This is a genomic window from Mucilaginibacter sp. UYCu711, from assembly GCF_050433825.1.
Taxonomy (GTDB): Bacteria; Bacteroidota; Bacteroidia; order Sphingobacteriales; family Sphingobacteriaceae; genus Mucilaginibacter.
The window spans coordinates 43,378-57,277 of record NZ_JBNPWM010000012.1; the positions used below are offsets into that span (position 1 = coordinate 43,378).

The following is a 13,900-nucleotide window of genomic DNA, read 5'->3' on the forward strand; positions in this document are numbered from 1 at the left end:
TTAATTTGCATATGGCAGCGTAACAATAAACTCAGAACCTACGTCAACCCTACTTTTAACAACTATGTCGCCGTCCATAAAATTAACCAGTTCTTTGCAAAATGCCAGGCCCAGGCCCACGCTTCCGTTTTGATTATATTGGTTCTCTAATCTATAAAATTTCTTGAATATATTACTCAATTCGTTTTTGGGGATCCCTATACCCTTATCAATAAACGAAAATATAATATTACGTTTTTCGAGCGTAATATTTATAAAAAGCTCTTTTCGGTCGTGGTGCGAATATTTGTAAGCATTCTCTATCAGGTTTTGGAAAACACTGCCCAATAATACCGTATCTGTATAAAGAATCTTCGCCTCATTATCCACAGCATAATCAAGCTTAAACTGCGGATATTTTATTTTAAAGGTATCAATATATCCCTTTACAAAAGGCTCAATTTTTATCTTGTCTTTTTTTATGGTGATAGATTTATTTTCCAGCTGCGTAAACGAAAGCAGCTTGTTCATCAACTCGTTTAGCTTATCAGCCTCTTCGTCCAGGATCTTACCGTAATGTTTACGCTGGCGGTCGGTTAGTTCGTTATCGCCTTTAAGGTTTGAGCCTGCAATTTTAATAACACTTACCGGTGTTTTAAACTCGTGCGTAAAGTTGTTAATGAAATCATACTGCAGCTTAAACATCTTTAAGTTAACGCTAAGGTTGCGGTAAATGAGCCAGCCTATCAGCATAAAAACAGAGTAGATTAACAATATAATACCACCTATAGGCAAAAACCGGCGGACGATCTCGCCCTTTAAATGCTCGCGGGGCGAACTAAAATACAATTTGTAATCAGAGAACGCACCGGGTAGTGCAACCTCATCGGTAATGATCTTACTATGATCTATATCCGCCGGATCGTAGGCTACCTGTTTTATGGATACTGAACTATATAATTCGGGGTGTACATTTTTTATCCTGATCTTATAAGCATCCAAATAAAATGTCATCATGTTCTGTTTATAAAACGACTGTAGTGAGCTGTTTTTTTGAAGATCATGGTATATTTTAAAATCGCCGTTTGATGGGGTATTTAAGAAACTGATCTTACCCGGCCTGGTATTATAAAATACGCCCGGCTGATCGGGCCCCGGCCCTTTTACGGTATCATACTTTGCTACATAGTTTCTTAGCTTGTCGGCCATTTGTTTAAAATCACTGGCGTTTACCTCGCTGTCGTTGGCCTGTTTTTTTAACGTGCTTTTTTTGGGGAAGAATTCAACGGTCGCTTTTGATGAGATAGCCAAACCCTTATCGGCAACGGGGAGCCTGCCCTGATTGCCAACAACTACCTGGTAAAAAACTATTTTAGTAACAAAGTCAAAGTTACGAAACACGGAATCGGCGTAGTTTGCAGCTGAGGCAGAATCAAGCAAGCCCGAATATGAGTTTATTTCGAATATTTTATTGTGGTAAAAATCATTGTAAGGGCCAATAACTGTTTGATCGACCACGTTGTTCTTTTTGGCAGCAAAATCATTATCTACATTTTGCACCGTCAACTTATAAGCCACCACAATGCCCACAATAAGCGTAGCCGATACCAGCGTAAGTAAAGCAATTATTAGCGAAGAATTTTTACGATATATTGTAGTATGACCTTTCATCACCTTAAGGGATTAAGGTTTAAAATGCATATTGATTTCAAGGAATTTTTCAATATCAGCATAATTTTGCTTTCGCCTGTTTTCGCTACTAACAGAGCCGCGTTCGTTTTTATATAAAGAGTATTTAACCGAAATATTTCGTTTCTGTAACTCACGAATGTAATGGTTTAACTCGACAATATTTGCACGCGAGTCATTCGCATCCTGCAAGAAAAATATGGGTGCTTTAGGTTTATCAGGATGGTTAACCGGCGATATTGCCCTTAACAAGCTAAGATCTTTTTCCGGATCGCCAATGGTAGCGTACATTTTTTGCCGCTGTGGCCGGTAATATGCCGGAGCAGTTTGTATATAGGTTAACAAGTTAATAACGCCGTTTTGCACAATGACACAGCTGTACAGCTTGGGGTTGAAAGACGCTGCATACAGTGCCGAAAACCCGCCAAAACCACGGCCGTACATGGCTATCTTTTTAGGGTTAGCAATTTTGTTGGCAATAAGCCAGTTTACACCGTCTGTTATATCCTCTTGTATTTTACCGCCAACCTCTTTAAAGCCGGCACTATAAAACACTTTCCCATAACCAGACGATCCACGGTAATTAACCTGCAAAACGGCGTATCCACGGTTTGCGAAAAACTGCACGTCAGGACTATAGTTCCATGAGTCGCGCATGCCAAACAGGCCGGCATGCGGCATTACTATCACCGGTAAATTGGTTTGATTATCGCCCAACGGTAAAGTTAAATATCCATTTATAACAAAGCCATCATTGGTAGTATAGCTAATAGGCTTTTTGGCACATAACTTTGCGGGATCGATACTTGAATTTTCTGTTAGTTTAGTTAATTTATTGGCAGATCGTTCATAAAGATAGGTACCGGTTGGGCTACGATCTGTAAACGGCTGCACAATAAATTTATCCTCGGCTGTATCTCTGTCGCTAATATTTATTTCATACCCTTTAAGCAAATTATACAGGTTTTGGTAAAGCGCTTTAGTATCGGCATCAAAAAACTGGCGTTGTATTTTGGCTTCTTCCCACGCTACAGACTCAAGGCGGTTTTTACTTCTCGAATAATCAACACTCCTAACATCGGTGGTATTATTAGCATAAATAACTCGCCCTTCTTTACCATCTTCTGCATTTATCTCTACAAAAGCAGTTTTGTCTCGCCCCACGTTTGACAGGGCATAGAAATTTTTCTTTACACCGGTAAAAGCTACCGGCCTTACATAATTTCTGAAGTTGTTTTTAATAATAGCCTTAAAAGCCGACCTGTCGTTTGCACGATATAGTATGGTTTCATCCACACCATCGGCAGCTTTTATTAATCGTATTTTACCATCAGCATCTACAAAAAACTCGGTGATATTACCCGGATTTACCAGGTATGTTTTTAAGTCGCCGTTTTTAATGTTTAAACGATAAACGTCAAAATTTGCCGAATCGCGCTTATTCATGCTAATGGTTATAATATCGGGTGTATGCTTGTTTTTGTTTAAAACATGTATGCTGGCCTTTCCTGCTGCCAGGATAGTTTTAGTTTTTAACGTATGTATATCTAACACCAGCAAACGCTGGTCGTCCTTGCTATCCGGGCCAAAAACTATTTGGTTTTCGTAGGTCCAGTTATAATCGCCACGTACAGAAAAATCAGTAAACGATGTTGCCATTACTTCCTTGCCGTCGGCCAACGATTTAATGAAGATATTTTGCTTATTGTTATACTTTTTTAAATATGAAATGTACTTGCCGTCAGGCGATATTTTGAAGGCAACCTTTTGGGGTGTTTTAAAAAATTCGTTAATAGGTATCTGCGTTGTTTTGTTTTCATTACAAGAATAAAACGCAACAATTAAAAAAATTAAAATTAAATTCTTGAGTATCCGCACCATTCTAAATATACAACTGGGGTATTTATAATCAGGTTAAATTAGGTAAATAAGTTAGCTTTTTAAAAATGTCACTACAATTTTACCCTGCATATACGTTATGTAAATAATAGGCAACATAGGCCATCCTTAACTTTTAATTATTTATTTTTATCGTATGAAGCGGATATTAATAGTTTGTCTTTTTGTTATTACCGGCATCACCACAGCGTTTGCACAGACAGATGAACTGCTTCTGGCTAGACAATATAGCAGCAACGGCGAACATCAAAAGGCGTTGGAAATATATCAAAAGCTTTTTAAGCAGGATAATGACGCTTACTTTAATAATTATATCGGCACCCTTTTAGCGCTTAAAAAATTTGACGAGGCCGAAAGCACGGCAAAAAAAATGATTCGCAGGCACCCTGCCGCGGCCGACTATGTTATTACCCTGGGCGCTGTCTATACACAACATGGTGAAACGGAGAAAGCCAACGCATTATACGATGACCTGATCAAAAAAATGCCGGCGGATCAGAACGCCGTTGCTATGCTTGCCGCACAATTTTACCAGGGTAGCAATGCTAATTATGCTATTAAAACATTTGTGCAGGGGCGCAAACTATTAAATAATGACGACCTGTTCTCGTACGAACTGATAACGCTTTACCGCTTTAAAAGAGATAAGCCCGCTTTAACAGAAGAATATTTAAATATCCTGCCAAAAAATCCGCTGTACTTAAGCCAGGCAGAAAACGTGCTGTCAACTTTATATGATGGCGATGCAGATTACGATATGCTGCGGATAGCCCTGTTAAAACGGATCCAAAAAGATCCGCAGCAAACCATTTTTGTTAATTTATTAACCTGGCAGTTTTTACAACAAAAAGATTTTGACCAGGCTCTTAACCAGGCACTGGCGCTAAGCCGCAGAACCGATAATGATGGCAGCGATATTTACGAACTATGCCGCACGCTTGTTTTTAACGAGGCTTATGATGCTGCTATACATGGCTATGAATATTTAATAAGCAAAGGCAAGGAAGGCCCCTACTATATATCATCAAAAATTGAACTGATAAACACAAAAAACTCAAAGGTTACCGCCGGCAAATATGTACAGGCCGATTTAATTGAGCTGGAGAAAAACTACCAAGACCTGTTAACAGAATTTGGCCAAAATACTACCACTGCCTTTGCTATGCAAAAACTGGCCAACCTGCAAACTTTTAAGCTGCATAAGCTCAACGATGCACAAAAAGTATTGGAGGATGCTTTAAAGGTTCCGCAGATCCGCCCGGCATTGTTGGCCGCCTGTAAACTTGATTTGGGTGATATATATTTATTAAATAACCAGCCATGGGAAGCTACATTGCTGTACAGCCAGGTTGAGAAAGATTTTGTTAACACGCCTGTAGGACAGGACGCTAAATTCAGGAACGCCAGGTTTGCTTACTACACCGGCGATTTTATGTGGGCAAAGGGCCAGCTTGATGTTTTAAAGGCGGCAACAACCCAGCTGATAGCTAATGACGCGCTTAACCTCTCGCTTTTAATTGGCGATAATATAGTTGCCGACACCACCGGTAAGGCGCTAAAAATGTATGCCCGTGCCGATCTGCAAATATTTGCCCAACAACAAGAAAAAGCAATAGCCATACTGGACAGTATCAATACTAAATTTCCAGACAATCAGCTAAGCGATGATATATCAATGGCAAAAGCGCGTATAGCCATTCAACAAAAGGCATATCCTGACGCTGTTACTTATCTTAAAAAAATAATTACCGATCACCCTTCAGACCTTTGGGCAGATGACGCTGTTTTTATGTTAGGCGATATTTATGAAAACCAGCTTAATGATAAGGAGCAAGCCAAAACTTACTACCAAAAAATCATCACCGATTATGCTGGCAGCCTTTATATTAACGAGGCGCGTAAAAGGTTCAGAAAACTACGTGGCGACACTGCCTCCTGATTAAAGTTGCGAAATCCTATCAGCTTAATTTGTACTTTTGCCGCATGATAATTTATAATGAAACCATTATTGTGGACGAAGGCATCCATAAACAATGGTTAAACTGGATGCAGACTGAATACATACCCAGGGTAATGAAAACCGGGCATTTCAACTCTTACAAAATATTGAATGTGCTCGACTCGCCTAACGAGGGTGTTACTTATTGTATTCAATACTTAACAGACGACCGCGAAAAATACAATTTGTTTAACGATAAACATTTGCAGGAATTACAGGTTATACATCAGCAAAAATTCGAGAATCAATTTGTGTTATTTAATACTTTGATGCAAACAGTAAACTAAAAATGAAGATCACAGAAACAAGCATTAAAGGATTGTTAATAATTGAACCGCAAGTATTTAACGATGGCCGTGGATATTTTTTTGAAAGTTACAGCAAAGCAAAATTTGCAGCAGCAGGTATAGATACTGACTTTGTACAGGATAACCAATCTTTCTCACATAAAGGGGCAACCCGGGGGCTGCATGCCCAGTCTGCACCACATGCACAAGCCAAACTGGTACGTGTTATACAGGGCCGCGTTTTAGATGTCGCGGTTGATGCGCGCAAAGGTTCGCCCACCTATGGCCAGTATGAAACTATCGAATTAAGCGGCGAGAACCAGTTGCAGTTTTTTATACCCGCTGGCTTTCTGCACGGCTTTGCTACGTTAGAAGACAATACTATTTTTGTATATAAAGTAAATGACTACTACAGTAAAGAATGCGAGGTTGGCGTAAAATGGAACGACCCTACCCTGGCTATAAACTGGGGCATTGCAGAGCAGGATGCTATCATATCGCCAAAGGATGAATTACTACCGGCGTTTGCAGATTTTGTGAGCCCTTTTTAGCCCCCTCTAAATCTCCCCCGGTAGGGGAGACTTAAAAAAATATAATTATTAAAGCCCTCCCTTCCGGGGAGGGTTGGGTGGGGCTTACTTCGTTATCAAATTATACAGTTCATCCAATTTAGGGCTAAGCACAATTTCAATGCGGCGGTTCTTTGTGCGGGCATCGTCGGTATTGGCTGGGTCAATTGGCTGGTACTCGCTTTTACCGGTGGCCGTAAGGCGTTTAGGATCAATTTTTTCAACCTCGGTTAAGTAACGGGTAACTGATGTTGCACGCAGTACGCTCAGGTCCCAGTTATCTTTTATCTGGCCAAGGTTCCTTATCCTTTTATCATCCGTATGGCCCTCAACAGCCATATTAATATCAGCCTCTTTATTCATTACAACAGCCAGCTGCTTTAAAGCCGCTTTACCGCGTTCGTCAATAACAATACTGCCCGATGGGAAAAGCAATTTATCGGTTAACGAAACATATACCTTCCCGTTCCTGATATCAACCGATAAGCCGTTTTGCTGGAAACCAAGTAGCGCCTTCTGTAATTTATCTTTCAGGGCATTTGTAGCCTCATCGCGTTTACGCAAAATATCTTCTACCTCTTTTAAACGTTTCTCGCGCTTTTGCAGATCGCTTGACAGCTGGTTAACTTTTGAGTTGGTTGATGTAAGGTTATTATTTAAAGCATCATACCTTCCGTTTAAAGCGTCGTAGCTCGCCTTCAAAGCCGCAAGGCTTCCTTTTTGATCTTCTATATTACCTTTTAAGCCGGCAATTTCGCGGTGCAAGCGCGCGGTGTCTGCCTGCAATTGCGCTATCTGTGCCTCAAGGCTGCTGTTGCGGGTAAATAACGAGTCGCGCTGGGTTAGCATGGCTTTATATTTTTTTGTGGATAGCACCACGCACGATTGCATGCTCATTATTAAAACAGCGGCTACTAATAAATATTTAATCTTCATTATATAGGGATTATAGGTTATACAATCGCGTTGCGCAAAAATACATTTAGCGGATAGATCCTGCTGCATAGTTGCGCTATATTTTCGGCAAGCTTACTGCTGGTTATTTCTTTATCAGTTAACGGATGCCAGGCTATAAAGCTTTTAAGCTTTAACAGTTCAATATTTTCGTTATCGGCAGCATAATCACGGGGCAGGGTTTTTAGCTTGTCCTGCTCGCGGAAATCGCCAAATAGTTTAACAAACTCCGGCTTATCAATAACCGACTTCAGCTCATGTGCGTTATAATCTATTTCCTGGCGGATGGCTTTTAAGTGCGCAGCCTCGGGCATCCAGTAACCACCGGCAATAAATGATTTGCCGCCGGGTTGGATCTGCATATAATACTCGGCGCCGCCCAGCTTGGTGCCCGTTGTTGGCAGGCTTATGCCAAAGTTAATTTTATAGGGTGTTTTGTTTTTACTGAACCTGATATCGCGGTAGATACGCATCACGCATTTCTTGCCATCCAGCTCGGGCGACAATGCCGGATCAACCTTGTGCATCAATTTAAGCAAATCGTTAGTAAAGGCGATAACGTTTTCGCGGGCGGCATCATAGGTGGCTTTATTGGCCATGAACCATTCGCGGTTATTGTTATCAATAAGCTCTTTTAAAAAGTTAAGTGTTTGCCGTTGTATCATCTACATCTAAATTGGGCTTATAATGTATTTTGGGCGATAGCCAGTATAGCAACAATACGCGCGACGCCCTGAAAATTATAGGGGCAAATATAAAACATCCGCCTATAATAACACCGCAATATAACCATGGCGATGTGGTGTTGTTTGTAATAATATAGGTTAACGCAGCCAGTGCGAATGATGTGCCTACATTAAGCGCGTAACTAACATACATGGCTGCATAAAAATACCCCGGTTCAATCTCGAAATACAAGTTACAACTTGGGCAATTTAAATTGATACGGTTGCTGGTAAGGCTATAAACTTTACCGGTAAACATATTGCCCCTGCGGCAGCGCGGGCATTTGGCATGTAACATTGCCCATGTTTTGGATGTTTTAGCCATGATATAAAACAGGGCCTTAGCGGCCCTTAGTGTTTTTTAATTTAAGTGAAGTTTCTCGTCGCGCATGTTAAGGTCGACGTTTTTGCGGCGATATTTTTTGTACCAGATATATCCTACTACAGCTACCGCCAGATATGGGGCAGCCAATAAATACATAATACCGTTATTTAATCCTTTAGTTGTTTTATTACCATTCTTAGCGTTCGACTCGACCGACGTAGTACACATGGCGCATTGCGCGTTAACCGGCACAACACTGCAAGCCAGTATGCCAACGGTAAAAACAATTAATAATAACCTGTAGATCTTCATCGGTCCAAAATTAACAAAAAATATTAGCCCCCTCTAAATCTCCCCCGGTAGGGGAGACTTTAATCGCTTTTTTAAAGCCCTCCCTACCGGGGAGGGTTGGGTGGGGCTGATTAAAAATGATAAAACGGTTTTATCATCAAATACACTACTACCCCGCTGGCGGTAACAAACAGCCATATCGGGAAAGCCCAGCGCACCAGTTTGCGATGTTTCTCTACCTGCATTTGCAAGCCGCGGTAAAAGCTCAATAGTATTAACGGTAAAACCCCTGCTGCAAGTATGATATGTGGTGTTAAAATAGCAAGGTAAACTTTGCGCATTGTACCGTATTGGGTTATCTCATCACCTAATACTTTGCCATCGCCATTTACATCGCCGTAAACGGTTTCATTGCGCATTAAGTAATGAAATAATACGTAGGATACAAGGAATAATGCCGAAAGGCAGAAGGTAAGAATATTCAATCTTTTATGAACTGCAATATTACCCTGCTTAATAAAGTATAGCGACGTTAGTAAAAGCACCGTGCAGGTGCCATTAAGTATGGCGTTAAGCATGGGCAGGTATGGCGTAAATGCAGGCGCTACGGCAGGCCCGGGTATCATGTGGCGGTTAAGCAATACAACCAGCAATATTACAACTACGGTTACAACGGCTACAAAACGAAAAATAAATTTATCGGTCATTTTAGTTTTTCTTAACTAATTTTTAATCTCTAATCTTCAACCACTAATACAGTGGTTTATCTTTTTTTCTTAACTCTTCGGCTATCAGCACTTTTATTTCATCATTCAGTTTGGTGATATCTTTGGCTGATGTGCCCGAGTAATATCCCCTGATGTGTTTTTCCTGGTCTATCAGTATCAGCTTATCGCTGTAGATAAAATCATCGTTACTTACTTTAACAGCATCTACCAAAAAACCTTTGCGGGCCAGCGGGTAGATCACCGAGGTATCGCCGGTTAAGAACAACCATTTTATGGCGGGGGGGTTATACTGCTTAGAGTAGTTCTTTAATACCGGTACCGAATCACGCTCCGGATCGACAGTTATCGACGCAAAACAGATCATCTTATTCGTAGCGTAATCTGACAGCAGCGCGTTAACGTTTTTATTTATCGTATTACAAACCGACGGACAATGCGTATAGAAAAAACTGGCTACAAATATTTTATCATCAAAGCTTTTACCGGTAACAATAGCACCGTTTTGGTCAACTAATTTAAAATCGGGCAGTTGGTGGTAAGTAGTATCCGGGATAACCTCGCCATGAAACTTATGACTGGTGCCGGATAGTTTTTTAGGGCCAAAATACGACAGGGGTTTATACCTGTTTTTGCCCTTGGCGGTAAGCAGATAATATAAAAATCCCGGTAATGCTAATATCATTACCAGGATTAATATTTTTTTTACGAGGCTTAAATTCTTCATTACATCCTCAGGTTAATCCAGTGGTGACTCTCGTTAGTCAATACCAGGATCAATCCGATGATGAAAAGAATAGGCACTAAAATAGCATATACCAGGCCTACTTTTTCAAACTTTAAGTGCATGAAAAAAGCAACAATATAAAACGCTTTAAACAACGTTAAAATAATATAAACCGGGTTAGCAATGTTTATACCCATGTGGCCATTAGGTACCATGTAAAGCGCTATAAAAAACTCTACACAGGTAATAGCTAATAATATGAAAAACACTTTCCATATTCTTTTGCGGGTCATTGTCTCGCCGTGTTCGCCTTCGGCGTGATGAACTTCTGTTGGTTCTGATGACATAATATATATCAGGTTAAAATGATCAAACTAAATAAAAGAAGGTAAATACAAATACCCATACCAAATCTACAAAGTGCCAGTAAAGGCCTACTTTTTCTATCATCAAATAACTGCCGCGTTTCTCGTAAGTACCTGCAAGCACGTTAATGGTTATAATGATATTAATGATTACCCCGCTAAATACGTGGAAACCGTGGAAACCTGTGATTGTAAAGAACAAATTAGCAAACTGGTGCGATGTCATTTGTTGCTGCGCCAATGGTATACCCTTCTCAAAAAACTCCTGTAATGTCTCTGCATTAGGTATTGCCGACCACCAAAAGCCTTCGTGGTGTAAGTGGTTCCACTCTAACGCCTGGCAACCCAGGAACATAAAGCCACCAATAATGGTGCCTATCATCCACCATACAACTTCTTTTTTTGCGTTGCGATGGCCGGCCTCTACAGCCAATACCATGGTAACAGAACTCATGATGAGGATAAAAGTCATTAAGCCCACAAATACAAGCGGCGCGCCATGCTCTATTGATGTACCAGGTACCGATTGGAACACCAATGACGGTGAAGGCCAGGTTGGTGCGCTAAAACGTAAGGCGCCGTAAGAGATCAATAACGAAGAAAAGGTAAATGCATCCGACAGGAGGAAAAACCACATCATCATTTTACCATACTCTACATTAAACGGAGATCTTCCGCCCGACCATGGTGTTGTTTTTAGTTCATCAATTTTAGATACTGTTGCGCTCATTTGTAGTTAGCTATAGCGTTATTAATTTATTGGTTCAAAAGTAAAAAAACATACAGATAAATCCATATAATATCTAAGAAATGCCAAAAAATAGATGTCATTTCCATTCTATATAAATTCTTTACCTGTGGTATTCGTTTTATGCTACCGCTTAAAGCGCTTATCAGCCATGCAATACCGCCAATAATGTGTAGCAAATGAAGAAAGGTCATTACATAAACAAACGACCGGGTTGCATTTGGATCAACCAAATATATATGCATTTTATAGGCCATGTAATACCAGCCATAAACCTGCAATATTAAAAACACAACACCAAGGCCCATAGTAACCCATAACATTAACTGTTGCTTAGCCAGGTTTAACCGCTTAGCGGCCCTTGCTGCCAGGAACAAAGTAACACTGCTGGCTATTAATACTATTGTGCTGTACCTGAACGATAGCGGCAACGTTATATTTAAACCATGCCCGCTACCACCGCTATAAACAATAAAGCCGCTGGTTAAAGCCGCAAAAAGCATAAACGACGTAAATATGAAGATCCACATCACAAACTTCTTTGCTCCCAGGTTTACTTTATCTTCTTGTTGTGTCCGCGCCATCATCACTTCGCTATAAAATCAAATAAAAACATTAACTGCACTACCGGCAGGTAAAAAAACGATCCAAACATCAGCTTACGTGCTGCTGCAATTTGCAGCGTGCGCAATAAACCTATTGACTGGTATAAAAATATAAGGCTGCATATTAGCGATACACCGCCAACGTAATAACCGCCATAACCATAAATAGTTGGCAGCAAACTAACCGGCACTAATATCACAGCAAATATAACGGTAATAACCGCGCTTGCCCTGTCGCGGTTTTGGGTTGGTAACAACCTAAAACCGGCCAGTTTATAATCATCATCCAAAACCCAGGCTATTGCCCAGAAATGCACAAACTGCCACACAAACTGTATGGAGAATAATATCAACGCTATCTCATCAATACGGCCGTGCGGCTGCCCGGCGACATAACCAATAAGCGCAGGTAACGCGCCGGGTATAGCACCTACAAATACCGATACCGGCGTTTTACGCTTTAACGGTGTATAAGCAAACGCGTATAATAAAATAGACAATACCGATAGCAACCCGGTAAGGATATTTAATGTACCTAAAATATAAGTGCCCGCCATGCCCATACCTAAACCTAACACGAGGCCCTGGCCGGTTGTCATGCGCCCGGCAGGCATTGGGCGGTCCATAGTGCGCTTCATCAGCTTGTCCAGGTCAACCTCAATAACTTCGTTAAAACAGTTGGCCGCAGCGGTCACTAAAAAGCCACCGGCAACCAGCTTAAGCCAATTCATCCACATGGTGGTGCTATATAATGAGCCCCAGGTGTTGCCCCCGTTTGCTTTTACCGCTATGATAAAAGATATCGACGCTGAAAATACTACCAAAAACGTCAGCCTGAATTTGATCAGTTTTGAAAAATCAGCCCACTTCATCGTTGCGTCCCCCCATGTATATTAACCGACCGGTATAAATTCAGCATCAAATAAAACTGTGCGCCAAATACAAGGCTGGCCAATAGTATATGCAATGCTTGCGCATACGGCGGCACAGCTAAGTATGATAATAGCATGCCGGTAACTATTTGCAGCATTATCATTAAAAAGCTAAAGCTCATTATTTGCTGCTGTAACGAGTGCCTGTTAAATGCCCTGCGCATTAACCCGAATAATAGTAAGTTGATCACCAGTACAAAAGCAGCCACATCGCGATGCTGCGTAAATATATCGCCTGCGTACCTTATCCAATCGCCACGGTAGCCGCCTTGTAAACGGGTTGATACGGCGTCTATCTTCTCGCGTACTTCGGTACCAAAAGTAATTTGCAGGATAGTTATTATCAATGCCAAAACCGTAACAATATGTGTTATAGGGTTGACATTTAACCGTGGCCTGCCGTAAACTTTTGCCAAATGATATGTGGTTATGCAAATAGCCAATATAGCCAGCGCTAATAGCAAGTGCACAGTAATGATCCATGCCACCAAATTGGTTGATACCACTATTGATCCTAACCAGGCCTGAAAACCTATCAGCACCAAATTAAACACACTTAAAAAAGGGATCAGTTTATTGGCACCAGCATAACTGAAAGAGTAGATAGCAGTGAGCAATAAAAATATGCCCGATATGGCGCCTATTAAACGGTTAACATATTCTGTCCAGGTGCGGGCCACGTTAAATTCTTCGGGAATTAATATCGATTTATCTTCGCGCAGGCGGCGGGCCAGATCGCTGTACCCAAATACGTCCAATATTTTGGCAAAGCGCTGGTTTTTAGCCAGACGACCGGCAACGTACTTTTCTTTGTAATTAGTGGGCAGATCAGCCGCCGAGGTAGGCGGTATATATCGCCCAAAGCATTTAGGCCAGTCAGGGCACCCCATTCCCGAACCTGTACTGCGTACCACACCGCCTGCCAATATCAAAACAAAAAGCAGCGCAATACTTATAAGATTGGTCTTTCTGAATCTGTTTTTTGACTGTGGGTTGCTCATCTAAATATTTCTAACAAATTAGGGTACCTGTTTCCTTCAGTTTTGAGTTCTGAGTGTTGATTTTTGAGTAAAAGTTCTTT

16 protein-coding genes are annotated in these 13,900 nt (G+C 41.0%); 3 read left to right on the forward strand and 13 right to left on the reverse strand.

The window, feature by feature from the left end:
* Window positions 1–1,650 (reverse strand): sensor histidine kinase, encoded by a 1,650-nt coding sequence (locus tag ABIB50_RS22640; RefSeq protein ID WP_429383525.1) that lies wholly within the window; start codon window positions 1,648–1,650, stop codon window positions 1–3.
* A 12-nt stretch (window positions 1,651–1,662) separates the two neighbouring features.
* Window positions 1,663–3,549 carry a prolyl oligopeptidase family serine peptidase gene (locus ABIB50_RS22645; RefSeq protein ID WP_429383527.1) on the reverse strand — a complete coding sequence of 629 codons (1,887 nt, stop codon included), beginning with the start codon at window positions 3,547–3,549 and terminating at the stop codon, window positions 1,663–1,665.
* A 154-nt stretch (window positions 3,550–3,703) separates the two neighbouring features.
* On the opposite strand from ABIB50_RS22645, the gene ABIB50_RS22650 reads away from it, so the two are divergent.
* Genes ABIB50_RS22650 through rfbC form a run of 3 tightly spaced genes read left to right on the forward strand, consistent with a single transcriptional unit; the run spans window position 3,704 to window position 6,404 of the window.
* Window positions 3,704–5,506, forward strand: a complete 1,803-nt coding sequence (locus ABIB50_RS22650; RefSeq protein WP_429383529.1) for a tetratricopeptide repeat protein — start codon at window positions 3,704–3,706, stop codon at window positions 5,504–5,506.
* 44 nt (window positions 5,507–5,550) lie between these two features.
* Window positions 5,551–5,853: a DUF4286 family protein gene (locus ABIB50_RS22655; protein WP_429383530.1), complete on the forward strand. Its 303-nt coding sequence runs from the start codon at window positions 5,551–5,553 to the stop codon at window positions 5,851–5,853.
* 2 nt (window positions 5,854–5,855) lie between these two features.
* On the forward strand, window positions 5,856–6,404 hold the full coding sequence (gene rfbC / locus ABIB50_RS22660) for a dTDP-4-dehydrorhamnose 3,5-epimerase (protein ID WP_429383532.1): 549 nt from the start codon (window positions 5,856–5,858) through the stop codon (window positions 6,402–6,404).
* 84 nt (window positions 6,405–6,488) lie between these two features.
* On the opposite strand, the gene ABIB50_RS22665 is transcribed toward rfbC, so the two are convergent.
* From ABIB50_RS22665 to ABIB50_RS22715, 11 genes are all read right to left on the reverse strand, one after another.
* Window positions 6,489–7,358 (reverse strand): OmpA family protein, encoded by an 870-nt coding sequence (locus tag ABIB50_RS22665; RefSeq protein WP_429383534.1) that lies wholly within the window; start codon window positions 7,356–7,358, stop codon window positions 6,489–6,491.
* A gap of 17 nt (window positions 7,359–7,375) precedes the next feature.
* The gene (locus tag ABIB50_RS22670; RefSeq protein WP_429383535.1) at window positions 7,376–8,041 is read right to left on the reverse strand and encodes a DUF2461 domain-containing protein; all 666 of its coding nucleotides are present in this window, start codon (window positions 8,039–8,041) and stop codon (window positions 7,376–7,378) included.
* Window positions 8,019–8,426 carry a DUF983 domain-containing protein gene (locus ABIB50_RS22675; RefSeq protein WP_429383537.1) on the reverse strand — a complete coding sequence of 136 codons (408 nt, stop codon included), beginning with the start codon at window positions 8,424–8,426 and terminating at the stop codon, window positions 8,019–8,021. The genes ABIB50_RS22670 and ABIB50_RS22675 overlap by 23 nt, the downstream gene beginning before the upstream one ends.
* A 36-nt stretch (window positions 8,427–8,462) precedes the next feature.
* Window positions 8,463–8,738: a hypothetical protein gene (locus ABIB50_RS22680; RefSeq protein ID WP_429383538.1), complete on the reverse strand. Its 276-nt coding sequence runs from the start codon at window positions 8,736–8,738 to the stop codon at window positions 8,463–8,465.
* Window positions 8,739–8,848: 110 nt separating this feature from the next.
* Complete coding sequence (locus tag ABIB50_RS22685; RefSeq protein WP_429383539.1) at window positions 8,849–9,424, reverse strand: DUF420 domain-containing protein; 576 nt, start codon at window positions 9,422–9,424, stop codon at window positions 8,849–8,851.
* Between the two features lie 43 nt (window positions 9,425–9,467).
* The gene (locus tag ABIB50_RS22690) at window positions 9,468–10,169 is read right to left on the reverse strand and encodes an SCO family protein (RefSeq protein WP_429383541.1); all 702 of its coding nucleotides are present in this window, start codon (window positions 10,167–10,169) and stop codon (window positions 9,468–9,470) included.
* Window positions 10,169–10,516 (reverse strand): cytochrome C oxidase subunit IV family protein, encoded by a 348-nt coding sequence (locus ABIB50_RS22695; RefSeq protein ID WP_429383542.1) that lies wholly within the window; start codon window positions 10,514–10,516, stop codon window positions 10,169–10,171. Before ABIB50_RS22695 ends, ABIB50_RS22690 begins: the two co-directional genes overlap by 1 nt.
* Before the next feature lie 22 nt (window positions 10,517–10,538).
* Window positions 10,539–11,264 (reverse strand): cytochrome c oxidase subunit 3, encoded by a 726-nt coding sequence (locus ABIB50_RS22700; RefSeq protein ID WP_429383544.1) that lies wholly within the window; start codon window positions 11,262–11,264, stop codon window positions 10,539–10,541.
* A 26-nt stretch (window positions 11,265–11,290) separates the two neighbouring features.
* The gene (locus ABIB50_RS22705; protein ID WP_429383546.1) at window positions 11,291–11,869 is read right to left on the reverse strand and encodes a cytochrome c oxidase subunit 3; all 579 of its coding nucleotides are present in this window, start codon (window positions 11,867–11,869) and stop codon (window positions 11,291–11,293) included.
* Window positions 11,869–12,759, reverse strand: coding sequence for a heme o synthase (cyoE, locus tag ABIB50_RS22710; protein ID WP_429383548.1), 891 nt, complete (start codon window positions 12,757–12,759; stop codon window positions 11,869–11,871). The genes ABIB50_RS22705 and cyoE overlap by 1 nt, the downstream gene beginning before the upstream one ends.
* Window positions 12,756–13,820 carry a COX15/CtaA family protein gene (locus ABIB50_RS22715; protein ID WP_429383550.1) on the reverse strand — a complete coding sequence of 355 codons (1,065 nt, stop codon included), beginning with the start codon at window positions 13,818–13,820 and terminating at the stop codon, window positions 12,756–12,758. The genes cyoE and ABIB50_RS22715 overlap by 4 nt, the downstream gene beginning before the upstream one ends.
* Window positions 13,821–13,900 lie beyond the last annotated feature (80 nt).

Coding starts and splice junctions, on each gene's coding strand:
- ABIB50_RS22675 (WP_429383537.1), bottom strand. CDS start 8,426: ATGGCTAAAACATCCAAAACATGGGCAATGTTACATGCCAAATGCCCG.
- ABIB50_RS22715 (WP_429383550.1), bottom strand. CDS start 13,820: ATGAGCAACCCACAGTCAAAAAACAGATTCAGAAAGACCAATCTTATA.
- ABIB50_RS22645 (WP_429383527.1), bottom strand. CDS start 3,549: ATGGTGCGGATACTCAAGAATTTAATTTTAATTTTTTTAATTGTTGCG.
- ABIB50_RS22670 (WP_429383535.1), bottom strand. CDS start 8,041: ATGATACAACGGCAAACACTTAACTTTTTAAAAGAGCTTATTGATAAC.
- ABIB50_RS22680 (WP_429383538.1), bottom strand. CDS start 8,738: ATGAAGATCTACAGGTTATTATTAATTGTTTTTACCGTTGGCATACTG.
- ABIB50_RS22700 (WP_429383544.1), bottom strand. CDS start 11,264: ATGAGCGCAACAGTATCTAAAATTGATGAACTAAAAACAACACCATGG.
- ABIB50_RS22650 (WP_429383529.1), top strand. CDS start 3,704: ATGAAGCGGATATTAATAGTTTGTCTTTTTGTTATTACCGGCATCACC.
- ABIB50_RS22690 (WP_429383541.1), bottom strand. CDS start 10,169: ATGAAGAATTTAAGCCTCGTAAAAAAAATATTAATCCTGGTAATGATA.
- ABIB50_RS22640 (WP_429383525.1), bottom strand. CDS start 1,650: ATGAAAGGTCATACTACAATATATCGTAAAAATTCTTCGCTAATAATT.
- cyoE (WP_429383548.1), bottom strand. CDS start 12,759: ATGAAGTGGGCTGATTTTTCAAAACTGATCAAATTCAGGCTGACGTTT.
- ABIB50_RS22705 (WP_429383546.1), bottom strand. CDS start 11,869: ATGATGGCGCGGACACAACAAGAAGATAAAGTAAACCTGGGAGCAAAG.
- ABIB50_RS22655 (WP_429383530.1), top strand. CDS start 5,551: ATGATAATTTATAATGAAACCATTATTGTGGACGAAGGCATCCATAAA.
- ABIB50_RS22685 (WP_429383539.1), bottom strand. CDS start 9,424: ATGACCGATAAATTTATTTTTCGTTTTGTAGCCGTTGTAACCGTAGTT.
- rfbC (WP_429383532.1), top strand. CDS start 5,856: ATGAAGATCACAGAAACAAGCATTAAAGGATTGTTAATAATTGAACCG.
- ABIB50_RS22695 (WP_429383542.1), bottom strand. CDS start 10,516: ATGTCATCAGAACCAACAGAAGTTCATCACGCCGAAGGCGAACACGGC.
- ABIB50_RS22665 (WP_429383534.1), bottom strand. CDS start 7,358: ATGAAGATTAAATATTTATTAGTAGCCGCTGTTTTAATAATGAGCATG.